14 protein-coding genes are annotated in these 22,483 nt (G+C 74.9%); 6 read left to right on the top strand and 8 right to left on the bottom strand.

Translation table 11 applies throughout. The features are described from left to right. Both AWQ70_RS41190 and AWQ70_RS14310 read left to right on the top strand, forming a co-directional pair. On the top strand, nucleotides 1–1,238 hold a 1,238-nt coding region (locus tag AWQ70_RS41190; protein WP_245646954.1), incomplete at its 5' end, for a hypothetical protein. A 91-nt stretch (nucleotides 1,239–1,329) separates the two neighbouring features. Next, the gene (locus AWQ70_RS14310) at nucleotides 1,330–4,392 is read left to right on the top strand and encodes a coiled-coil domain-containing protein (RefSeq protein WP_067175595.1); all 3,063 of its coding nucleotides are present in this window, start codon (nucleotides 1,330–1,332) and stop codon (nucleotides 4,390–4,392) included. Nucleotides 4,393–4,405: 13 nt separating this feature from the next. On the opposite strand, the gene AWQ70_RS14315 is transcribed toward AWQ70_RS14310, so the two are convergent. Next, nucleotides 4,406–5,839, bottom strand: coding sequence for an APC family permease (locus AWQ70_RS14315; RefSeq protein WP_067175598.1), 1,434 nt, complete (start codon nucleotides 5,837–5,839; stop codon nucleotides 4,406–4,408). Nucleotides 5,840–5,850: 11 nt separating this feature from the next. Continuing rightward, on the bottom strand, nucleotides 5,851–6,948 hold the full coding sequence (locus tag AWQ70_RS14320) for an alcohol dehydrogenase catalytic domain-containing protein (RefSeq protein WP_067175601.1): 1,098 nt from the start codon (nucleotides 6,946–6,948) through the stop codon (nucleotides 5,851–5,853). A 293-nt stretch (nucleotides 6,949–7,241) separates the two neighbouring features. On the opposite strand from AWQ70_RS14320, the gene AWQ70_RS14325 reads away from it, so the two are divergent. Next, a complete protein-coding gene (locus tag AWQ70_RS14325; protein WP_169808665.1) occupies nucleotides 7,242–8,726 on the top strand; it encodes a PucR family transcriptional regulator in 1,485 nt (494 codons plus the stop codon). Between the two features lie 116 nt (nucleotides 8,727–8,842). Here AWQ70_RS14325 and AWQ70_RS14330 read toward each other — a convergent pair whose 3' ends face one another. Together AWQ70_RS14330 and AWQ70_RS14335 are read right to left on the bottom strand one after the other, a co-directional pair. Next, nucleotides 8,843–12,859 (bottom strand): AAA family ATPase, encoded by a 4,017-nt coding sequence (locus AWQ70_RS14330; RefSeq protein ID WP_067175606.1) that lies wholly within the window; start codon nucleotides 12,857–12,859, stop codon nucleotides 8,843–8,845. Continuing rightward, nucleotides 12,856–13,971: an exonuclease SbcCD subunit D gene (locus AWQ70_RS14335; protein WP_067175609.1), complete on the bottom strand. Its 1,116-nt coding sequence runs from the start codon at nucleotides 13,969–13,971 to the stop codon at nucleotides 12,856–12,858. The genes AWQ70_RS14330 and AWQ70_RS14335 overlap by 4 nt, the downstream gene beginning before the upstream one ends. Nucleotides 13,972–14,278: 307 nt before the next feature. Here AWQ70_RS14335 and AWQ70_RS14340 point away from each other — a divergent pair, with 307 nt between their 5' ends. Beyond that, the gene (locus AWQ70_RS14340; RefSeq protein WP_157530066.1) at nucleotides 14,279–14,953 is read left to right on the top strand and encodes a hypothetical protein; all 675 of its coding nucleotides are present in this window, start codon (nucleotides 14,279–14,281) and stop codon (nucleotides 14,951–14,953) included. A gap of 71 nt (nucleotides 14,954–15,024) precedes the next feature. On the opposite strand, the gene AWQ70_RS14345 is transcribed toward AWQ70_RS14340, so the two are convergent. Then, the gene (locus AWQ70_RS14345) at nucleotides 15,025–15,828 is read right to left on the bottom strand and encodes an SDR family NAD(P)-dependent oxidoreductase (protein WP_067175615.1); all 804 of its coding nucleotides are present in this window, start codon (nucleotides 15,826–15,828) and stop codon (nucleotides 15,025–15,027) included. Nucleotides 15,829–15,993: 165 nt separating this feature from the next. After that, the gene (locus AWQ70_RS14350; protein ID WP_084517033.1) at nucleotides 15,994–16,746 is read right to left on the bottom strand and encodes a hypothetical protein; all 753 of its coding nucleotides are present in this window, start codon (nucleotides 16,744–16,746) and stop codon (nucleotides 15,994–15,996) included. Between the two features lie 236 nt (nucleotides 16,747–16,982). Here AWQ70_RS14350 and AWQ70_RS14355 point away from each other — a divergent pair, with 236 nt between their 5' ends. Then, the gene (locus AWQ70_RS14355) at nucleotides 16,983–18,476 is read left to right on the top strand and encodes an alpha/beta hydrolase family protein (RefSeq protein ID WP_067175620.1); all 1,494 of its coding nucleotides are present in this window, start codon (nucleotides 16,983–16,985) and stop codon (nucleotides 18,474–18,476) included. Here the strand turns inward: AWQ70_RS14355 and AWQ70_RS14360 are convergent. Beyond that, nucleotides 18,446–19,504 (bottom strand): alpha/beta hydrolase, encoded by a 1,059-nt coding sequence (locus AWQ70_RS14360; RefSeq protein ID WP_245646955.1) that lies wholly within the window; start codon nucleotides 19,502–19,504, stop codon nucleotides 18,446–18,448. The genes AWQ70_RS14355 and AWQ70_RS14360 overlap by 31 nt on opposite strands. Before the next feature lie 277 nt (nucleotides 19,505–19,781). On the opposite strand from AWQ70_RS14360, the gene AWQ70_RS14365 reads away from it, so the two are divergent. Next, nucleotides 19,782–21,224 carry an LCP family protein gene (locus AWQ70_RS14365; protein ID WP_067175623.1) on the top strand — a complete coding sequence of 481 codons (1,443 nt, stop codon included), beginning with the start codon at nucleotides 19,782–19,784 and terminating at the stop codon, nucleotides 21,222–21,224. A 203-nt stretch (nucleotides 21,225–21,427) separates the two neighbouring features. Here AWQ70_RS14365 and AWQ70_RS14370 read toward each other — a convergent pair whose 3' ends face one another. After that, nucleotides 21,428–22,477, bottom strand: coding sequence for an enolase C-terminal domain-like protein (locus AWQ70_RS14370; protein WP_067175626.1), 1,050 nt, complete (start codon nucleotides 22,475–22,477; stop codon nucleotides 21,428–21,430). Between the last annotated feature and the right edge of the window lie 6 nt (nucleotides 22,478–22,483).

Here is a 22,483-nt window from a genome sequence, read left to right on the forward strand (position 1 = left end):
CCGCCTGCCTGCGCGTCTGCTGGAGCGACCTGTCCGCCGAGCCGTGGCCTGGCGTGCCCGCCTCCGTCGCGGACGTGCTGGCCTGCTACCGCGCGCTGACCGGGCGCGGGGACGACATGACGCGGAGCTGGGCCGTGGGCGCGCTGCGCCGCCTGGCCGACACCGGATGGATCATCAGGTCGGGTGACGCCGTACGGCTCGGCCCCCGGTGCGCGACCTGGCCGCCGGAGGCGCACTCGGTGCTGCGCGAACTGGTCCGCCGGATGCCCGGACCGGCCGCGGACGGCCCGATGGTGCTTCCCCTGGACGGCTCCGCTCCGGCGGAAACGCCGATCCCGCCGGAGGAGCCGATCGCCGCCCCTTCCTCCGAGCCCACGCCCTCGGGAGCGCCACTCTCAGGAGCGGCGGACTCTGACCCCACGGAGGCTCGGTCAGGACCCGAGAAACCGGGATCTGCGGACTCGCGCCCCACTGAGCCGGGGGCGGCGGACTCGGGCCCCACGGCGGAGGGCCCCACGGACCTGAGATCGGCGGGCTCGGGATCGGAGCCCGCGGTCCCGGAGCGGCGGCCGGGCGGCGCCGGGCGCGACGAGACCGGCTCCGACCTCGACGGGTTGTTGTCCCCCTACGACGAACGCCGCCGGGCCGAGCTGGTCGCGGCCTTCATGGCCGTCGAGCACGCGGCCGAGCCCGTCCACGAGGCGAGGTTCGCCGCCCTGCGCGATCCCGCGCTGCGCCGTACGCTCGCGGAGATGCTGGCGCGGCGCGGCCGGACCCTCATCCAGCGCCGCGACACGTGGACCTCGGGATACGACGACGAGGTCGCGGCCCGCACCGCCCGGGCTCCCGGCGGGAGCGGAGGCGCGCGGACAGGACTGTCGGAGGGCGAGCGGGCGGTTCTCACGCTGGTGCTGGTCCACTCGGTCGCCATCCCCCGGGCCGACGGGCTGCTGTCGGAGGACACGTGGCTCTCGCCGTACCCCGTGGCGGTGGAGGAGCTGCGCCGCCGGACGCTGCTGCCGATCGGCGAGCTGGAGTCGGCCCTGCGGACGCTGCGCCAGGCGGGCCTGCTGACCCAGGTGAAGGCCGTCTCGGAGGAGGCGCCCGGCGGGTACGTGCCCGGCCCCCAGTTCCACCGGCTCACCGCGGCGGCCCGCCGCCGCCTTCAGGAGGAGCTGATCCTGGCCGCCGGGCCGCAGACGCCGCTCGCCACCGCGATCAGGGCGCGGCGGGCATGACCGGAAACGCGGGTGTGATCGGCAACGCGGGTGTGACCGGGAACGCCGTGGGCGTGGCAGGGGAAGACGAGCGAGGAAAGGAAGCAGCGGCTTGACGCAGACCGAGAACGTCGTCGGAGACCGGGTGCTGGTCGCCGTGCAGGCGATCAACATCTCCAGGTTGTCGACCCATCCGGTGCCGACAGTGCCCGGGACGCTGATCGTGGTCGCGGGCGCGGGTCCGAAGGACTCCAACGGCGCGGGCAAGTCGTCGTTCATCGCGGCGGTCACCGCGTTGCTCGGCGACGAGCAGTGGCGGTTCGCGTCCGGGGCGAAGGCCGTCTCCGAGCTGCTGTTCAACGCCGAGCTGGCCGCGCACGGCGACCAGCAGTGGGCCAGCGCCGACCACGGCTACATCGTGGGCGTGTTCGACGTGCCGTCGGCCGGGCTGCCGATCACGGTGTGGCTGCGCGTCAACCGCGAGGCGCCGTACCTGGAGATCAGGTGGACGGACGGGGTGCGCCTGGCGGCGGGCGCGTCGGAGGCCGAGCGCGTCACCCGGTCCGACGAGGTGTGGGCCCAGCTCCCGCGCGGGGCCGGGCGGCGCGACGTCGTCGCCCGCGACCTCACCCGGGTCCTGTACGGCGACCGCGTCCGGTGCGTGTCGTTCCTGTCCACGTCGGTGCGCAGCAAGGTCGCGACGAACCTGCTGTCCCAGCCGCTCAACGAGATCTCCCCTGAGCGGATCTTCGAGGCGATCGCGGCGCTCACCGGGCTGGACGCCGAGCTGGACCAGGAGCGCGAGGCCCGGCGGGACGAGCACGCCAAGCGGGTCAGGGCGGCCGAGGCGGCCGACCGGCTGCGCGAGTTCGAGGCCGAGTCGGAGCGGCTGATCGCCGCCTTCGACCGGCGCGACCGGGCGCGCGTCGAACTCGCGGGCGCGCTGCACTGCTGGCGGGGGCGGCTGGCCCGGCGGCTGGTGGACGCCGCCGCGCGGGACGAGCTGCTGGAGACCGAGCTGGCCACCTGCCAGGAGGCGGGCGAGTCGGCGGCGGACGCGATCGCCGCGCTGCGCGAGGAGATCGCCACGCTGAAGGACGACTCGCTCGACCGCGCGCTCGCCGCCGCCCGCCGCGAGCTGGCCGGGACCCAGGCGCGGGCGGCCAAGCTCGAGGCCGACCGGGCGGTGGCCCAGAGCACCGCCGACAGGCTCAGGGCGCAGATGCCCGCGCTGGAGGATCTGCGGCGGCAGGCCGATGGGCGGGACGTGGCCGCCGCCGAGCGGGAGACCGCCGAGGCGCGCGGCCGGGTGGACGAGGCGCTCAAGGCACTGGGCGTGGCCGACCGGGAGGCCGAGACCGCGCAGGCGGCCCTCGACGACGTGGAGAACGGTCCCGCCGCCGCCCAGCTCGCGGCCCTGGCCGCGCGGGGCGTCGCCGCCACCGGCCTGCTCGACGCGATCGACGTCGCCGAGCAGGCGCGGGACGCGTCCACCGCCGGGAGTTCAGCAGGAGGCGCGGCGGGGGGCGCGGTGAGCCCGGCCGCCGATCCGGCCACGGGGCCGGGGGTGGGGGTGGCCGCGGCGCCCGCGTACGGCCCGGCCGCGGCGCCCGCGTACGTCCCGCTCGCCGCCGGGGGCTGGCCGCACGAGCACGCGGTGATCGTGGACGGCGGCGACCTGGCCGCGGCGGCGGAGGCGCTGGCCGGTCTGCCCGGGTCCGTGCTGGTCGCCTCCACGGGGGTCACGGTCGTCGGCGCGTTCGAGAGCGCGGTGACGGGGCGGGAGGCCCGGGTCAAGGCCGCCGAGCAGCGGCTGAACCGGGCCCGCGACGCGCAGGAGCGGGCCGCGGCGGCGGTGCGGCGGGCGGAGGCCGAGATGGCGGAGGCGGCCCGCCGCGCGGAGGGAGCCCGGGCGGCGGTCCGCCTGGAGGAGGTGCGCACCCGGCTGGAGGCCCAGCGGGAGCTGCTGGCCACGCTGCATGCGGCGGCGTCCGAGCTGGCCCCGGCGCTCGACGCGTCCGAGGAGAGCGTGAGCGCGCTCGACTTCCGGGCGCGCACCCGGGACATGGAGATCGAGCGGCTGGAGGGCCGCCGGGCGCGCTTCGAGGCGGACCGCGACCGGGCCCGGGAGCAGGCCGCCCGGACGGCGGCCGAGCGTCTGGCGCTCGACCTCGACGGGCTGGCCGCCGAGTGGGGCGGCTCGGTCGAGGAGGCCCGCAAGTGGCTCTCCGAGGAGGAGCCGCTGTCCGCCGACGAGTGGTGGCGCGGGGCCGAGCGGCATCTCGACGCCGCCCTGCGCGGCGGTTTCGGCGACGCCGCCGAGACCGGCGACGAGATGCCGGAGGAGCTCGCGTTCCTCGTCAACGAGCGGCGCGGCGGGCGGGCCGCCGACGAGTTGGCGACGTTCCCGGCGGTGTGCGCGGCGCTCGGCGCGTACCTGCGCGGCCAGGAGGAGTACGAACGCCACCGCCGCCAGCAGATCGAGACCCAGCTCTCCTCGCGCCGCCGTGACCTGGAGACGGCGACCCGGGGGGCCGAGGACGCGGCGCAGTCCACGGCCGTGCACCGGGCGGCCCTCACCGAGGCGATCAGGACCCGCCTGGCCCGGGTGGCCGACGAGTTCGAGAAGCTCGACGTGGGTTACGGCGGCTACGGCGCGACGCTGGACTTCCCGGTGCCGGCCGCGCCCGCCGACCCCGAGCAGCGCTGGTCGTGGCGGGTCGTGCCGAAGTGGCGGCGGGGCGACGGCCAGGGGTTCGTGCCGTACAACCGGCGGGCCAACACGGCGCTGATGGACGAGAAGGCGGTCAAGCTCGTCTGCGCCGCCGCGATCGCCTCCTCCGGAGGCGGCCACCTGACGCTGGTGCTGGACGAGCTCGGCCGCAACCTCGGCAAGGAGCACCGCAGGGAGGCGGTCGCGCTGTTCCGCAGGATCGGCGAGACGCACGGCATCACGGTCATCGGCGCCCTGCAGGACGACATGGAGCCCTACGCCATCGACGCCTGCGGGCAGTACGTGAAGCTGCGCCGCTCGTCGGACGCCATGCCGTACAACGAGCCGCCGGTGATCGTGGGGCACGACCGGCACGCCGAGCGGGTGCGGATGCTCGCGGACTGGGTCGCCCGTCCGCGAGCGGCGGCGGCGCCGAACCCCGAGGGCGCCGCCGCGCCGTAGCCCGTGAGGGCCGTCAGGACATCTCCGCGAAGTCGGTCTCGGTGGTGCCGATCGTCTGCGCCACCGAGGGCCGCGCCGCCCTGAGGTAGCCGTACCACGCCAGCGCCGCGGCGAACGTGACGAGGAACGCGCAGATCACGAAGTTCAGCGGCCAGGCCGGCCAGGGCACGACGTTGACGTAGAAGACGTACGCCATGCCGACGACCGAGACGACCACGCAGGGCCAGATCAGCGGCACCCGGACGCCCATGCGGCGCAGGAAGATCGGCGCGGCGAGCGCGACGACGGCGTAGGCCACCATGTAGCCGAACGTGCCGTACGTGTCGACGAACACGACGATCTCCATGCCGTCCACCTTGAGGGCGAAGAGCAGCGCGGTGAGCAGCACCGCGACCGGCGCGATCGCGAGGATGGCGCGGTGCGGGGTCTGCTGGGTCCGGTGCGTACGGCCGAGCGCGGCGGGCAGCACGCCCTCCTTGCCCATCACGAAGGCGATGCGGCCGAGCACGTTGATCGGCGCGACCACGACGGCGAAGAACGACGCCGTGATGCCGAGGCTGAGCACCGGGCGGAACCAGCCGGGCATGCCGACGGCCACCGCCAGCTCGTCCAGCGGGTTGCCGCTCGCGCCGAGGTCGCCGAGCGCGCGGTAGCCGGTGACCTGGGTGTAGGAGGCGAAGATGTAGAGCAGGCCGACGCCGGCGGCGCTCCACATGATGGCCCTCGGGATGGCCTTGAACGGGTTGCGCGCCTCGCGGCCGAGCGCGTCGGAGCTGGAGAAGCCGACGAAGCCGAGGATGGCCAGCACCATGCCGACCGCGATGCCGTGCGGGGTGGCGCCGCTGAGCGAGAACTGGTCGGCGTCGAAGACGGGGCCGCCGCCGGCGACCAGCACGATCACCAGCATGATGGTGATGATCGCGATGGAGAGGACCTCCAGGATCAGCGAGATCCTCGCCGACATGCGGATGCCCCACACGGTGAACAGGATGGCGAGCCCGCCGATCACCACCGCGAGCAGGACGTTCCACGCCGTGTTGTCGATCGTCAGCCCGATCCCGGACAGGAAGGCGTTGAAGTGGTAGACGGCGCCGGCCAGGGAGCCGGACGCGATGCCGAAGCAGCCGATGATCAGCGTGACTCCGGTGACGTACGCGCCGAGGGGGCCGAGCCCCTGGGCCGCGTAGTTGTAGAGGGAGCCGGCCGACGCGCGGCGCTTGGCGAACTGGGAGATGCAGTAGCCGACGGCGAGGATCACGACCGTGGCCAGGGCGAACGACAACCACGTGGCGTTCCCCGAGCTGGCGAAGATCCCGGCCACCGAGAAGGCGATGACGGCGCTGGGGGCGATGTTGGCGATGGCCTGGGCGACGACCTCGCCGCCCGACATCGCCCCTCGCCGCAACCCGTGCTCGGCCGGCGAGGTGGGGACGCTGGTCTGGGTCATTGGGGAGTTCCTTACGGGATCAGGAGGGTGCGCAACGCCTCGCCGCTGGCGAGGGCGTCCAGGGCGGGGCCGGCCTCGTCCAGGGAGGTGCGGCGGCTGACGAGCTGGTCGAGCTGGAGGTGGCCGTCCATGTAGCGGTCGACCAGCGCGGGGATGTCGATGGCGGGGCGCACGCTGCCGTAGTTGGAGCCGAGGATCCGCTGGTCCGCCTCGGCGAGCACGAGGGGGTCGAACCGGGCGAGGGTGCCCTTGGGCGGCAGCCCGACCGCGACGGCCGCGCCGCCCAGGCCGAGCATCCGCACCGCCGACTCGAGCGTGGCCTGGTGGCCGACCGCGTCGAAGGCGTAGTCCACGCCGTCGGGCAGCAGGTCGCGCAGCGCCTCGGACACGTCGATGCCGGCGCCGGAGATCTGGTCGGTCGCGCCGAGCGTGGCGGCGAGCGCGGTCTTCTCCGCGCGGGTGTCGATCGCGATGATCCGCTCGGCTCCGGCGAGCTTGGCGCCCTGGACGACGGAGAGCCCGACGCCGCCGCAGCCGATGACCGCGACCGTGCTGCCGGGCAGGACGGCGGCGGTGTTCGTCACCGCGCCGACTCCGGTGGCGACGGCGCAGCCGACCAGCGCCACGGTGTCGAGCGGCGCGTCCTCGCGGATCTTGACCGCGCCCGACGCCGGGACCACGGCCTCCTCGGCGAACGACGACACGCCGAGGTAGTGGTAGAGCCGCTCGCCGCCCCGGCTGAGCCGGCTGGTGCCGTCCTGGAGCACGCCGCCGGGGGCGACGACGGTGGCGGCGACCTGGCAGCGGGCCTCGTGCCCGCTGCGGCAGTAGCGGCACTGGCCGCAGGGGGCAACCCAGGAGAGGACGACGTGGTCGCCCTCGGCGAGGCTGGTCACGCCGGGGCCGAGCGCGGTCACGACGCCGGAGCCCTCGTGGCCCATGACGAGCGGCAGCGGCACGTCCCACTCCCCGCGGCGTACGTGCAGGTCCGATCCGCAGACCCCGGCCGCGGCGATCTTGACGCGGACCTCGCCGGGGCCGGGCGCGGCCAACTCGACCTGCTCGATCGTGACGGGCCTGTCGGGTGCTTCGAATACCGCGGCGCGCATACCGCCCCTTCCCCTCGTCCGGGAACAGCGCAGCCGTCACCCGGTGTTACTGGAACGGGGTCCAGGGTAGGTTTGTCGGTTTTCTTCCCGCATGTAGCCAAATGTCCATTGAGCTGCGCCAAGGACGCCGATCCGATATGTCCCCCCGCGCCCGGCCTCGTGCCACGGTGACCCGACGTCGATCCGCGTACGGCCCGGTGGCCCGTCCCCGCCGTACGTTCGCGCCGCCGACGGCCCCCGGACGGCCGCTCGGACCGCGGGGAGAGGTGCGTCAGAAGAGAGGGAGTGCGTCCGTGCTGGAGACAGTGGGCGATGTCGCGCAACGGTTCCGGTTGCGCGTGCCGACCGGCTCGACCGGCCTGGACCGCCCCATCCGGTGGACGCACATCTCGGAGCTGGCCGACCCGACCCCGTGGCTGCGCGGCGGTGAGATGCTCCTCACCCTCGGACTCCAGCTCGACCGGCCGGCCCCGCCCGAGGCGCTCACGGCGTACGCCGCGCGGCTGGCCGAGGCGGGGGTCGCCGCCCTCGGCTTCGGCGTCGGCGTCCGGCACACCTCCGTGCCCGAGGCCCTGGTGTCCGCGGCGGTCGCGCACGACCTGGCGGTGCTGGAGATCCCCGGCGGCGTCGCCTTCCAGGACATCACCTACCAGCTCAACGGCGACCTGCTGCGCACCGGCGCCGCCGAGTCGCGGCTGATCGCCGAGGGCGTCTCCAGCATGACCAAGGTCGCGCGCAGCGCCGGGCCGGAGGGCATCGTCGCCACCCTCGCCACCCGGATCGACAGCTGGGCGGTGCTCATGGACCGGCGCGGGAAGACGCACGCCGCGGTCGGCGCGGCCCGGGTGCACCTCGACGACGCCCGCGCCGCCGCGCTCGGCCAGCGGTCCCGCATCCGCCACCCCGGTCTGACCGTGTACGGCGTCGGCGACCCGGTGCGCCCGCGCGCCCACCTGGTCGTCGCCCCGCGCCCCGACCGGATCACCCTCACCAGGGAGCTGGCCCAGCACGCCGCCCTGCTGATCGACCTGGCGCTCAACCCGCTGAGCGGTGGCGACACCTGGGCCCTGGCCCGGGCCGACGCCGTGGACGCCCTGATGTCCGGCGACGCCGCGCTCGTGTCGCGCGTCTCGGCCCGGTGGAACCTCCTCGCCGGGAACGTCGCCGTCGCGCTGCTGCGCTCCCGGTCGAGGGCCGTACCGCTGGAGGACACCGTGCTGGAGTGGTGCGCGGAACTGGATCTCCCGCCGCTGGTCAGCTCCGAGTCGTCCCTGATCGCGGTCATCCTGCCCGAGGACGAGCTGGGCCGGTGGAGCGCCCGGGTGTGCGACGCCGTCGAGCGCGAGGGCGTCCCGGCCCGCTGCGGCGTGGGAACCGCCCAGCCGCCGTCCGCGTCCCTGCTCAGCCGGCGGCAGGCGGAGCAGGCGCTGGAGGTGGCGGTCGCCGACGCCCGGCCGGTCGTCGAGTTCGCCGGGCTGCCCACCCAGCGGCTGGTGCTCCAGCATCTCGACCCGGCGGCCCGCGCCGCGCTCACCTCGCCGCTGCTGCCGCTCCTGGAGAACGACTCCACCCGGATTCTGCTCCGGTCGTTGCGGGTGTTCCTCAGCGAGAACAACAACTGGGAGGCGGCGTCCTCCCAGCTCGGCATCCACCGGCACACCCTCCGCCAGCGGATGGGGCGCGTCGAGGAGCTGACCGGCCTGTCGGTCGGCGTCACCGAGGACCGGGTCATCGCCTGGCTGGCCCTGCAGGCCCTCCAGGCCGACGCCGCCCCCTGACCCCGGCCCGGCCACCACCGCGCACCGGGTCCCCGGGGGCAGGCCGGAGCGCCTGACGAATGCCACCCGCCGCGCGCCCTCCGCCCCTTGGAGATCCGGGAGCGGGGCGGGCGGGGTCAGACCATGGCGAGGGTGGAGCCGCCGCGGCCCTTGCGCACCCGGATCTGGGCGGGGACGCGGGTGCGCAGCTCGGCCACGTGGCTGACGATGCCGACCGCCCGGCCGCCTTCGCGCAGGCCGTCCAGGATGTCCAGGACGTCGTCGAGCGTGTCCTCGTCGAGCGTGCCGAACCCCTCGTCCACGAACAGGGTGCCGATCTCGGGGCCGCCCGCCTCCTGCGTCACGACGTCGGCGAGGCCGAGGGCCAGCGCCAGCGACGTGATGAAGCTCTCGCCGCCGGACAGGGTCGCCGGGTCGCGGTCCACGCCGGTCCAGCCGTCGAGCACCCGCAGCCCCAGGCCGCCGCCGGACCTGCCCCGGTCGCCCGCCGCCTGCTTCAGGTTGTGCTGCAGCAGGTAGCGGCCGCCGGACATCCGGTCGAGCCGGTCGTTCGCCGCCGCCACGACCTGGCGCAGCCGCTCCCCCAGCACGTACGCCGACAGCCGGATGTGCAGGGGGTTGTCGGACGAGGTGCCCCCCGCGAGCTCGGCGAGCTTGCGGGCGAGGCGGTGCCGCTCGGCGGCCGGGCCGTAGCGCCCGTGGGCGTCCTCCAGCTCCGCGGCGAGCCCGGTGAGCTGCTCCAGCCTGCTCCCGGCGTGGTCGCGGGCCGACGTCCGGCCGGCGGCCTCCCGCTCGGCCCGCTCGTGCTCCTCCTCCAGCGCCGCGAGGTCCGGCTCGGGCTCGGCCGCCGCGGCGACCAGTTCGGGGTCGGCGAGCAGCGCCTCCACGGCGGCCTGCTCGTCCGCGAAGCGCCGGAGCCGCTCGGCCATCTCCTCGCGCTCGGCCGGGCCGCGCGCGGCGGCGCGCGCGTCGTCGAGGGTGGCGAACCCGGCCTCGGCGGCCGCGGACGACGCCTCCGCGCGGGCCGCCTCCCGCTCCCGCTCGGCCGTCGCGGACGCGCCCACCGCCTCGGCGGCGTCGTGGAGCAGCGCGGCCTCCGCGGCGAGCCGCTCCAGCCTGGCCTCCAACGACGGGTCGCCGCCGCGCGCCTCGTCGAGCAGCGCGGCCAGCCGGGCCACCTGTTCGGCGAGCTGGCCGCGCCGGGTCCGGGTCTCGGCGGCCTCCAGGTCGAGGGACCGGGAACGCTCCCCGGCCTCGGCGAGCTCGGCCGCCAGCCGCTCGGTCTCCTCCTGGATCGCGGTCCCGCCGGCCGCCGCTTCGCTCGCCTCCAGCAGCGCCCGTTCCGCCTCCGCGAGGACCGCCGCCACCGCCTCCTCGCCCGGCTCCTCGTCACAGGCGTCCGCCCCCGCCGCACGGAGGAATGCCGGATCGGCCGGTCCGCCGGCCACGGGCGCCGCGCCGGAAAGCCGGGTCCGGGTCTCGGCGACCTCGGCCCGGACCTTCTCGTACGCGAGACGGACCTCGGTCGCCCGGGCGACGGCGCCGGCCGCCGCGGCGAGCGCCAGCGCCTCCGCCGCCACGCTGTCGCGCCTGGCCCGGACGCTGCCGTCCGCTCCCCTGGCCTCCGAGACGCGGGCGGCGAGGCGGTCGCGCTCGGCCAGCAGCTCCGCCTCGCCTCTGCGGTGCCCGGCCAGCTCGCGCGCCGCCTCGTCGGCCCGCTCGCGCAGCGCCTCCGACTCCGCGGCGAGCCGTTCGGTCTCGTCGGCGGCGTCCCGCTCCCCCGCCGCGGTGTCCCGGGCGCCGGCCAGTTCGGCGTCGGCGGCGATGACCCGGGCCCGCGCCTCCTCCACGGACAGGCCGTGCGCCTGCCGGGCGACCTCGTCCAGCAGGGACGTCAGCGCGGCGACCCGGCTCTCGGCCGCCTCACGGACCTGCCGCGCGGAGTCGAAGGCGTCCTGCGCCGCCTGCTCGTCGTCGGCGGTCGGGGCGGACGCGGACGGCGCGGCGGGCGCCGGATGCTCGGCGGAGCCGCACACGGCGCACGGCTCTCCGGGAACGAGGGACCGGGCCAGCTCGGCGGCCATGCCCTCGATCCGGGCGGTCCGCACGGTGTGGAGGCGGTCGCGCGCCTCCTGGGACAGGTCCACCGCCGCCCGCCGCTCCCCCTCGGCCGCCTCCAGCTCGGCGGCCAGCGTGTCCCGCTGGGACGCGGCGTCGCACAGGTCGCGGGCCGCGCCCACGGCGGACTCCAGCGCCGGGATCCGCGCGACGGCGGCGCGGGCCAGGGCCAGCCGCCCGTCCGCCTCGGCGAGCGCGGACGGCAGCGACGCGAGGTCCGCGAGCGCGGCGGCCTCCCGTTCCGCGGCCTCCTCGATGTCGGCGCGTACCTTCGACAGCCGGGTCGCGACGCCCGCCAGCCGTTCCTCCTCTCCGGCCAGCAGTTCCAGCCTGGCCAGCTCGTCCCGCCGGGCCCGCTCCAGCGTGGCCAGCTCGTCGCGCAGGGCGCGCTCCGCCTCCGCCGCGTCGCCCGCGCCGTCCCGCGGCGTGAGCCGTACCGGCCGGAGCTCGGGGGTGTCGGGCAACGCCGCGAGGGCGTCGGTCCTGGCCCGCGCGGCGTCGGCCAGCTCGGCCTCGAGGGCGTCACGGCGGCGCACCGCGGCCAGATCGCGCTCGGCCGCGTCCCGCGCGGCCCGCAGGCCGGTGAGGCGGGCGGCGGCCAGGCGCGCCTCCGCCAGCCGCTCCTCGGCGAGGGCAAGCTCCCCGGGCAGTACGGCGAGCCGCTCCCGGAGCCCGTCCCGCAGCCCCGCCAGCTCGGCCAGCCGGGCGTCCGCCCGGACGAGCTGCGCCCGCGACTCCCTCAGCCGGGTCTCCTCGGGGAGGAGCTGCTCCAGGCGGGCCGCCTCGTCGCGGCGCTCGCGCTCCCGCTCGCGCAGCCCGGCCACGTCCGGCCATGTGCCGTCGGACGGGAGGCCCGGGGGAACGTCGGCGGGCGTGGCGGGACCCGCGCCGGCACCGGGGACGGTGAACGGCAGCGCCCTCGCCACGGCGTCCGCGGCGAGCCGCCGCGCCTTGGTCGCGGCCTCCACCCGCTGGCTCGCCTGGCGGATCAGCGGCAGCACCCGGTCCGCCCGGGCCGCCTCGTCGAGCATCGTCTCCAGGTCGGCCCGCTCGTCGGCGGCCAGCGCCAGCTCCTCGCGGCGGGCGAGCGCGGAGGCGTGCCGCCTGCGGCGCTCGGCCAGCGCCCGGCCGTCGTCCAGGCGGCCCCGGGCGGAGGCCAGCGCGGCGGCGGCCAGCGCCTGCCCCTGCCTCTCCCGCTCGACCGCGCCGGTGGCGGCCGCGAGCACGGCGGTCGACCAGCCGAGCGGGTCCTCCTCCGGCTCGGGAGGCGTCTGCGCCGGGAGGAGCGCGGCCACGGCGCTCGGGTCTTCCCCGGGGGCGGGAGGCGTCTCCGTCAGGAGAGGTCCGGCCGCGCCGCGCATCCGGTTGACGACGGAGTCGACCTCCTGCCGGAGCTCCTGCTGCTCGCGCCCGGTGCGGGTGCGGTGCTCGGCGAGCCACTTCTCGACCTCGGTGTACACCTTGACCGAGAACAGCCGTTCCAGGAGCTTGCGCCGGTCGTCCCCGTCCGCGCGCAGGAAACGGGCGAAGTCCCCCTGGGGGAGCATCGCGACCTGCCAGAACTGGTCGGCGTTCATCCCGAGGAGCTCGCCGACCAGGTGACCCGCCTCGTCGCTGCGGGTGCTGCGGGGCGTCCAGGCGCCGGACACCCCGTCCAGCTCCTCGACCAGCGCCTTGGCCTTCTCCTCCACGAAACCGGAGCCGCGGAGCTTGGGCCGCATCCAGGCGGGCGACCGCGTGATCCGGAACCGCCGGTTCCTGATCGTCGCCTCCAGCGTCACGGCGGGGCCGCGCCCGGCCGGGGCGTGGTCGCAGCGCAGGCTGCGGGCGCTGTCGCGCTGCCCGGGGACCCTGCCGTACAGGGCGTAGCAGACGGCGTCGAGCAGCGTGGTCTTCCCGGCACCGGTCGGCCCGTGGACGAGGAACAGACCGGCCTCGCCCAGCGCGTCGAAGTCGACCTCCTCCTCACCGGGGAAGGAGCCGAAGGCGATCAGCCTCAGCCGGTGCAGCCTCACGAGACCTCCCTGATCCGGCAGTCCTCCACGGCCCGCTCCAGCAGCCGTCTCTCCTCGTCGTCGGCGGGCTCTCCGCGTACGTCGCGGACGAAGTCGAGCGCCACCTCGATCTCGGCGCGCCCGGCGATCGGACGCGGAGCGGCCGCCGCCCCGGTCGCGCCGTCCGGCTCGAAGGCCAGGGCGAGCGTGTGAGGGAAGCGCACGCGCAGCCGCTCCATGGCCTCCTTGGGCCGCACCGGGTCGGTCAGGGTGACCTGCAGCCAGTGGTCCTCGCGGTCGGCGTACTTTGCGGAGGTGAGCAGGTCGTCGATGCGGCCGCGCAGGCGGGCGAGCCGCCGCGGCACCGGCGCGGGCACGAACTCGGCGCGGACCCCGCCCGCCTCCAGGTCGACCAGCCAGCACCCCTTGACGTGATCGGCCTCGGAGAACGAGTACGCCAGCGGCGACCCCGAGTAGCGCACCGTCTCGCTCATGGTCTGCCGCCCGTGCAGGTGGCCGAGCGCGACGTAGTCCACGCCCTCGAAGGCGCTCAGCGGCACGTGCGCGACACCGCCCACGGTGATGTCGCGCTCGCTGTCGCTGGCCTCCCCCCCGGTGACGAAGGCGTGGGCCAGCACGAGGGACGGCCCGCCGCGCGTCGCGGCGTCGGCCCTGATCGCGGCCATCGCGTGGCCGATCGCCGCGCCGTGGCTGCGCTCCGGCAGCTCCCACGGCCCCCTGACCAGCTCGGGCTCCAGGTACGGGATGCCGTAGAAGGCGGCGCCGCCGACCTGCACCGGCTCCCAGGCGCGGGCCGGATCGGTGCGCAGGTGCACCCGCTCCATCAGGTCGGCGCCGAACCCGAGGCGCACGGCCGAGTCGTGGTTGCCGCTGATCACCACCGTGTGGGCGCCGAGCGCGGCGAGGCGGCGCAGCGAGTCGTCGAAGAGCGCGACGGCGTCCACCGGCGGCAGGGCCCGGTCGTAGACGTCGCCCGAGACGGCCACCACGTCCACCCGCTCGGCCCGTACGGTCTCCACGAGATGGTCGACGAACGCCTCCTGGGCGGCCAGCAGGCTCTCCCTGTGGAAGGATCGGCCCAGGTGCCAGTCGGAGGTGTGCAGGACCCGCATGTCGCACGAAGCTAACAGATCCCCAAAGGCACCGTTGGTTGAGTTAGATACTGTTGCGCCGCGTTAGGCCCCCGCGCTCATCTCAGTAGATCTCCATCGGCCGTTCAGGGCGGCCGGAGGCCGTACCAGGTCCTGCTGTTTCCGCGGTTCCCCGTACGGCGGCCGGTACGGATCCTCCCCTTCCGCGAAGGTCGCGACGACGGAGCGCCACCGGTGCCCGCGCGCCGCCCCGGGAGAGCGTTCCCCTCAGGGAGATCAGCAGGAGGAATCCTGGACCGAGCCCGGCGGCTCGGCCACGATGAGGGGCATGACGGAGAAGGGATCGGCGCAGCCGCGGCCGGAGGGCGGACGAGCGCGCTTTCGCCGGGACTGGGCGGCGGCGGTGAGCGCTCTGGCGGGTGCGTTGGCCGCCGTGATCGCGCTGGTCGCCTATCTGTCGCCGCCGGAGTCGCGTCGGGAAGAAGGGGCCGGCCCGAAAGTCGCCACGCCGACCGTGCAGTCGCCGTCGCCGGATCCGGACACCTCGACTCCTCCTCCCCCTCCCCCGTCACCGTCTCCGGATCCAGAAACGGAGACGGATGAGGACCCGGCTGGGGATCCGAACCCGAGCCCGTCGCCCGAGCCCATCAGGCACGATTCGCCGTCCCCGAGCCCCGAGCGAGTCTCAGATGCCTTCCCGCCGCAGTCGTCGGTCCCGCCCGGCGGCTGCGTCGAGGCGACGACGGCGCTGAACGCATACATCCAGAACGCCGGGACCACCCGCGGCGGCCAGGCGGCCGCGGCTCAGCAGACCTACCTCGACCTGATGGGCGCGCGCCTCCACGCGGAAGGAGTGGTGGGTATGACGATCAGCCGACTGGCCGCCGAATTCCAGGAACTGGGCTTCCGGCTGAGCGGTATGACGGGCGGCGATCCCAACCAGGTGATCGCGGACATCAGAACGGACGTGGCAACGTTCAACAGACTGTGCCAACCCGGCTGATCTGACGGCACGTCGCGGCCCCGCCCGCCGTACGTGCCCGCCCATCACGGCGGATGGGCGGGCCGCGGTGGTCAGACCTGCTTGAGGAACCCGGCGTCGACGACGAAGTCCGCGCCGGTCGTGGCGGCCGAACGGGGCGAGGCGAGCAGGGCGACCACGTCGGCGACCTCCTGGGGTTCGACCAGGCGCCCGGTCGTCAGGCTCATCATCTCGGGCGCCACCCGCTCGATGACGCTGTCGCGGTCGGTTCCGGCCTGGGCGGCGATGATGTCGGCCGCGCCGCCGCTCTCCGTCCACCACGCCGTGCGCACCGGGCCCGGGGAGACGGTGTTCACCCGGATGCCCTGCGGGCCGAACTCCTCGGAAAGGGCCTTGGTCAGGTTGTTGAGGCCCGCCTTGGCGGCGTTGTAGTCGACGTTCATGGGCGCGGGCAGGCGGGCGCTCCCGGAGGAGACGTTGACGATCGAGCCGCCGCCACGGGCGAGCATCGGCGTGACGGCCGCCCGTACGGCACGCACGACCGAGAACAGGTTGAACTCGAACATCATCCGCCAGTCCTCGTCCGTGGGGGCCAGGAACGAGAAACGCGGCAGGGCGACGCCGGGCGGCGGGCCGCCCGCGTTGTTCACCAGGATGTCGAGCCCTCCGAACTCGGCGACGGCCCTGTCCACGATCCGCGCGGGCGCCTCGGGGTCCATCAGGTCGGCCGGAACGTGGACCAGGTCGCCGCCGAGGGCCTCCAGCTCGGGGCTGACCTTGCGCGAGGCGGCGACGACACGCGCCCCCTCGCTCAGGAGGGTGCGGGTGACGGCCAGGCCGATGCCCTTGGAGGCGCCGGTGACGACGGCGACCCGGCCGGAAAGCTGGAGATCCATATCGTATTCCCCTCATCGTGGGCTCCGTCCGCGGACAGCGGATGGAGCGGACGGGAGAAACGCTACGAATGATCGCGCGACCAGGGATGGCACCATTCGGACCAGCAGTTCCGGCGGAAATCGGACCGGGCGTTCCCGGGGTCCACGACCGGATGACGGGCGGGGTCAGGAGAAGCGCTCGATCGTCACGGGGATCAGCCGTTCACGGCGCATGGCCGTCCTGAGCTCGCGGAGCAGGGGCCCGAGGGCGCCGCTCGGCGGATCCCCGAGGCAGGCGGTCAGGTCGACGCACGAGGCCGCCCCCGGGCCGATCCGGCGCAGCTCCCACGTGAACACGTCGCCGGCCACCTGTGAGCGGGCCGTGCCGAGCACGCGGGCGCGCGGGTCGGCGGCGTCGGCGGTGAGCTCGATCCCCCAGACCCGTGCGAGGGGCGCGAGCCGTTCCGGGCGCGGCTCGCCGGCGAAGAGGATCCGGTAGAGGCGCTTCTCGTGGAACCCCTCGGGGATCTCCGGAGGGGTGAGCAGCAGCGGAGGCGAGCCGGGCAGGGACGCGGTGTCGCGGAAGCGGGTCCGCAGCGTCGTCTCGCCGGGCAGCTCGCCCGCCCCCAGACCTCGGTGCGCCGCGTCCGCGTCCTCCCGCGCGACCGGGACGACACGGGCGCGGAGCCCCGGGTCCGCCCGCATCGCACGGCCGAACTCCGCCGAGCTCCACCACTCGCGGTCGGCCGCGGTCCACACCGCTCCGGCCAGGCCGACCGCCGTGTGATCGTCCGCGAGCAGGAACTCCTCGACGCGGATCCCGTCCGGCCGGGCCGACGGGTCGCCGTCCCACGCCTCCGGATAGATCAGGTAGTAGTCGAGGTCGGCGCGGGCGGCGACCGGCGTCGCCTCCCCTGCCCGGCGCGGTTCAGCGGCCAATGGTCGTGTCTCCCTCATGTCCTCGCACGTCCTCGCGCCCCGGCCCCGCCGGCTGGAGGCGCGTCCCCGCCCCTCCGTCTCGTACGGCCCGGCACAGGGTCGAGGATCCCACGCGCAAAACCCGCCTCTCAGGCAACATCCGTAAATGATGGGATGACTTAGCCTGGCGATCAGCGGGCAAAGGTAAAAAGCAGGGCGCGACTGCGTACGGATTCCGTCAGTCGGGGAGCGGTGTGATGAACATCGGCCGGGGAACGCTTGCCGCGACCGTCACCGTGGTGGCGGTCGCACTCGCGATGGTCGGTTACGTGCTTTCACCTCCGTCGTTCGACCCGGCGCCGCTGCCCGTTTCCGAGGAGTTCCACTCGCTGCCGGCCCAGCCGGCCGCCGAGTTCCGTCCCATGGCCGCCGAGAGCGCGTTCAGCACCGAGCGGGTCACGGTCCAGGCGCGGGGAGAGAAGCTGACCGCCACGATCCGCGCCCCCCTCTCCCCCGGGCGGCATCCGGCGATGGTGTTCGTGCAGGGCTCCGGCTCGGGCACCGGCAGCGAGTTCACCTCGCAGGCGAGGTGGCTGGCCGAGCGGGGCGTCGTGACCGTCGCGTACGACAAGCGCACGGTGGGGTACTCCTTCCGCGACCGCGACTTCGGGCTGCTGGCCGACGACGCGCTCCGGATGATCGACCTGCTGCTGGCCAGGCCCGACGTCGACCCGGAGCGCACCGGGCTGTGGGGGGTCAGCGAGGGCGGCTGGGTGGTGCCCATCGCCGCGGCGCGCAGCACGGGCGTGCGGTACGTCGTCCTGGTGTCCTCGCCGAACGTCTCCCCGCTCCGGCAGGTCGCCTGGGCGCTGAACGAGCAGTTGCTGCGGCTGCACGCGCCGGCGGGCGCGCGTGACCTGCTGACGCGCGCCATGGGCGGCGTCGGCTTCGACTTCCTGCGCCACGACGGCGTCCCGGCGCTGTCGCGGATCACCCAGCCGGTCCTCGCGCTGTACGGCACGATGGACCCCTCGATCCCGTTCGTCGAGAGCACCAGGACGCTGACCTCGGCGCTCGCCGCGGCCGGCAACGGCGACTACACGATCAGGTTCCTCGCCGGGGCCGACCACGCGATGCGGATCAACGGCGGGCGGTTCGTGACCGACTACCTGCCGACCCTGGCGAACTGGATCAAGGGCCTGCCGGGGACGGCCCGGCAGACGCCGCCGATCGCGGGCGCGACGCCGGTCCAGCGGTTCGAGGCCAGCGACGTGCCCGCGGCTCCCTGGTACGGCGGCACGACGTTCCTGTGGCTCACGATCTGCCTGGCCGCCGTCGGCTACGTCACCGCTCCCGTCACCGAGATGGTCGTCCGGCTGCGCGGCCGGGACCTGAGGCTGGCCGCGAACGCGCGCGCGTGGTCCGGGATCCGGCGCAGGATCAGGCGGATGGCCTGGACGGGGCTCGGCCTGCTGGCCGCGGCCCTCGCGTTCATCACGCTGATCGTGCTGTTCTCGGTGAACCAGGCCGGAGCCTGGCCCGCCGTGCAGTCCGGATGGCTGGTCGTACGGCTGCTGGCGGTGCTGATGCTCGCGCAGGAGGTCGCCACGATCGCCGCCGTGATCGGCTCCCTGCGCGACGGGTGGGAGCCCACCCGCTGGCAGTCGTTCACGCTGGCCTGCGTGCTCGGAGGCACCGGGCTGCTGCTGCTCACCGCCGCCTACTTCGGGCTGTTCGCCTTCCCCTGGTGACCGTTCCCCGGGTGAGCACTCTCCCGGAGGCCGTTGCCCGGGCGACCGTGCGCCTCGTGACCGTGCTCGGGAGGGCTCGGGGGCGCTCCCGGGGCGGCGTAGGCGAGCCAGCGGTCGATCTCGGCGAGCACCCGCTCGCGCACCGGCGCGGCCGACAGCAGCAGGTCGTGCATCCCGCCGGGGACCCGCACGCACGTCACGTGCGGACCGATCCTGGTGGACCAGCGGGCGATCTGTCCGGGGTCGAGGACGACGTCGGCCGAGTGCGCCTCCGGGACGAAGTCCCGCACCCGCAGCCCGCGGTCGGAGCACAGCACCAGCACGGGCACGTCGACGCCGAGTCCGGCGTGCAGCCGCCGGTGGGCCCGGCGGATCGCCGCCAGCCACACCGCGTGCACGGGGAAGCCGCCCAGCGGCTTCCACCCCAGGTCGTACTCCCACTCCCCGCTGTGGTCGCGGTGCAGGCTCGTGCCGTACGCGGTGGCGGCGCCGAGGGGCAGCACGGCCGTCGCGGGGAGCCGGGCGAGGAGGCCGCCGAGCGCGTCCGCGGCTCCCCTGGCCAGGGCGGGCACGTTCAGGTCGAGGAACGGGCTGTTGAGGACGAGGGCGTCCGCCAGCCCGCGGCCGCGCACGCGGTCCGCCCACAGCGCGGCGATCAGGCCGCCGGTCGAGTGGGCGCTGATCACCAGCTCGTCGTGGTCGGCCCGGACGATCCGGACCGCCTCGTCGATCTCCGGGAAGTGCTCCGTGACGCTGCCGACCAGGCCCCTCGTCTGGTGCGCCAGTAGGGACCGGCCGTACTTGCGCAGGTCGAGCGCGTAGAAGCTGATCCCCTGCCTGACGTAGTGGTCGGCCACGTGGGTCTGGAAGAAATAGTCGGTGAAGCCGTGGATGTAGAGGACGGCGCGGCGGGCGCCGGCCACGAGGCGCCGTACGAGCGTGGCGACGACCTCGCCCTCGGCGTCGTGGCCCATGGGCAGCACGAGGGCCTCGTAGTCCTCGCCGAGGATGTCGGGGCCGGCGTTCACCGGGCCCCCAGCGGGCGGGGCGACCGCGGCGGAACGGCGGCTCTCTCACACCGCAACCTTCGGTAACGGCCCAGGTCAGCGACGGCGGGATGGGCATTGACCCGGTCAAATGCCCGTATCGACTCGCCACGGCGCGCGGGGGCTCCCGGGTGGCGGTGGGCTCGGGGGGCCACTGTGATCACGGCCGCATTCCTGGCCGCGCGGTTCTCGATCTCCTCGAAAGCCATGAGCCGAACTTTATTCAGTTCTGTGCGGATACGTTCCTTGGGGTGAGCACGTGCCCTTCGCCCGTCCGATATTTGACCGGTTCCGTGACCGTGAGCCGGAGCAGGCGCGAGAGCCCGTCGGCGCGGCGGCGCTGATCGGCTGGACAGCGCTGTCCGTCGTGCTGCCGGGGGCCGCGCACATACGCTCCGGGTGGAAGCGCACCGGCTACGCACTGCTCGGCGCGTACGCCGTGCTCCTGGCCGTCATGGGCGCGGTCGCGGTGAACGCGGACGCGCACCTGGCCGGCCGGGCGCTCAACTGGCTCGGTCTGATCACCGTCGTCACGGCGGCCGCCGGCGTCGCCTGGTTCGCCCTGGTGATCCACTCGTTCGTGGTGCTGCGGCCGCAGGGCCTGCCGAGGACCGCGCAGGTGCTCACCGGGCTCGTCGCGGGGACGCTGTCCGTCGCCGTCGCGCTTCCGTTCGCGCTGGCCGCCCAGTTCGTCGCCGAGTCGGAGCGGACCATCGACAAGGTGTTCGCGGCGCCCGCGGGCCCCCTGGCCCCCGTGGTGCCCGGCGGGCGGCTCGCCGCGAGCGACCCGTGGGGGGGCCGGGACCGCGTCAACGTGCTGCTGCTCGGAGGCGACTGGGGCAACGACAGGACCGGCATGCGCACCGACAGCCTGAACGTCGCGAGCGTGGACGTCCGCACCGGCAACACCGTGCTGCTCGGCCTGCCGAGGAACCTGGAGCACGTGCCGTTCCCGCCGGGCAGCCCCATGGCCCGCCGCTTCCCGACCGGGTTCACGCTCCCCGAGTACCGGCCCGGCTGGCGCGACGACCTGCTGTTCGGCGTCTGGCAGTACGCCGAGGACCATCCCGAGATCTTCGGCGGGCGCCGCCACATGGGCGCCGAGACGCTGAAGGAGACGGTCGGCTACATCCTCGGCATCCGGATCGACTGGTACACCCTCGTCAACATCTGGGGCTTCGCCAAGATCATCGACGCTCTCGGCGGGCTCGTCCTGACCGTGGACAACGACATCGTGTACGGCAAGTACAACGAGGGCCTGATCCCCGCGGGCACCCGCAGACTGAGCGGGGCCGACGCGCTGTGGTTCGCCCGGTCGCGGACCAACAGCGACGACTTCACCCGGATGCGCCGCCAGCGGTGCGTGTTCAGCGCGCTGCTCGACCAGGCCGACCCGGCGACCGTGCTCTCCCGGTTCACCCGGATCGCCACGGAGGCCCGGAAGATGTTCCACACGGACATCCCGCGGTCGATGCTGGAGGACCTCGTGCCGCTGGCGGTGAAGGCCAAGAACGCCCGGGTGACCAGCGTGCAGTTCATGCCTCCGCTGATCAGCACGAGCGCCCCCGACTGGGAGCAGATCCGGTTCCTCACCGCCAAGGCGATCCAGAACTCGTCCGCGCCCAGGCGCCGGGGGCCCAAGCACGCGCCGGTCACACCGGGTGCGCCGAGCCCGATCGGCGAGGGGTGCAGCGCCGTCTGACCGCCCTGCCCCGGTCCCGTCCCTGGAGCGGGGAACGCGAGCGACCTGGCACGCCTCAGACGGAGGCGGCTTTGAGGAGGGTTTCGGCGGCGGTGCGGGCGTGAAGGACGGAGCGGCCGGCGCGGTGGGCGCTGACCAGGCCCGCGTCGCGTAGGGGCCGCTCCCTTCCCCACCAGACCGTGCGGAGGGAACGCACGAGCCCGTCAGGCCCGGAAGGCGTCCTTGGCCAGGCGGCGGACCTTCTCCTCGTCGATCTTGTGTCCGAGGCCCGGCTGGGTGAGGGGAACGGCGACGACCCCGCCGGACGCGCCGACCGGCGGGGTGACGATCTGGGCGCTGCGCGGCGGCTCCGCGACATCGCTCGGCAGCGTGCAGCCGGGCAGGCTCGCCACCGCCACCGTGGCCGCCCGGGCCAGCCCCACTCCGAGCCCGCCCGCGCAGGTGACGTCCCAGCCGGCCGCCACGGCGGTGTCGTGCGCGAGCCGTACGGAGGACAGGGAGCCGAACCGCGCCGGGCGCAGCAGCAGGCCGCGTCCCGCCCGCGCGGCCACCGCCTCGTCCAGTTCCTCGACGGAACGCGCCTCGACGACGACGGCCGCCGCGACCCGCTCCTGCAGGTCGGCGCTCGCCGCCAGGTCGGTGAACGGCCGCTCGATCGCCACCAGCCCGTACGCGTCGAGCGCCTGGAGCTGGGAGATCTCGGTGTACGCGCCGCGCCCGTCCACGGCGATCGCAAGGCCGGGGTAGGCGGCGCGGACCGCGCGCAGCGGCTCGACGTCCCACCCGGGGTGCACGTCCATGGTCACGTGGGCGTATCCGGCGCAGACGTGCCGGTTCACCCGGGCCACCATGCCCTCCAGCGAGCGCTCCGCGCCCAGCCGCACGGTCGCCATCAGGGAGGTGCGGCTGCCGCCGAGGGCGTGGGCCAGCGGGACGCCCTTCATGCGGGCCCACAGGTCCCAGCAGGCCATATCGGCGGCCGAGCCTCCGGGGATGCGCCCCAGTTCTGAGGGGTGCTCCCAGTCGACGCCGATCAGGGCGGCGGGGAGGGACTCCTCCAGGGAGGCCCACAGTTTCTCCTGCCCGTCCTCCCGCTCGTCTCGCCGCTCACCGGGCCGCGCGGCGGGGGGCCGGACGGCCTCACCCCAGCCGACCATCCCGCCGTAGTCGGTGATCCTCACCAGGATGCTCTCTGGCCGCCTCCCGTAGGGCAGGGTCAGCCTGAAGAGTTCGAGCTCCCGGACACGCGGCAAGTGACA

This window comes from Microtetraspora niveoalba, from assembly GCF_001570405.1.
Taxonomy (GTDB): Bacteria; Actinomycetota; Actinomycetes; order Streptosporangiales; family Streptosporangiaceae; genus Microtetraspora; species Microtetraspora niveoalba.

Bases quoted from the DNA above. Each gene is read 5' to 3' on its own strand.
- AWQ70_RS14315 (WP_067175598.1), bottom strand. From the start codon at position 5,839: ATGACCCAGACCAGCGTCCCCACCTCGCCGGCCGAGCACGGGTTGCGG.
- AWQ70_RS14320 (WP_067175601.1), bottom strand. From the start codon at position 6,948: ATGCGCGCCGCGGTATTCGAAGCACCCGACAGGCCCGTCACGATCGAG.
- AWQ70_RS14335 (WP_067175609.1), bottom strand. From the start codon at position 13,971: ATGCGGGTCCTGCACACCTCCGACTGGCACCTGGGCCGATCCTTCCAC.
- AWQ70_RS14340 (WP_157530066.1), top strand. From the start codon at position 14,279: ATGACGGAGAAGGGATCGGCGCAGCCGCGGCCGGAGGGCGGACGAGCG.
- AWQ70_RS14345 (WP_067175615.1), bottom strand. From the start codon at position 15,828: ATGGATCTCCAGCTTTCCGGCCGGGTCGCCGTCGTCACCGGCGCCTCC.
- AWQ70_RS14355 (WP_067175620.1), top strand. From the start codon at position 16,983: ATGAACATCGGCCGGGGAACGCTTGCCGCGACCGTCACCGTGGTGGCG.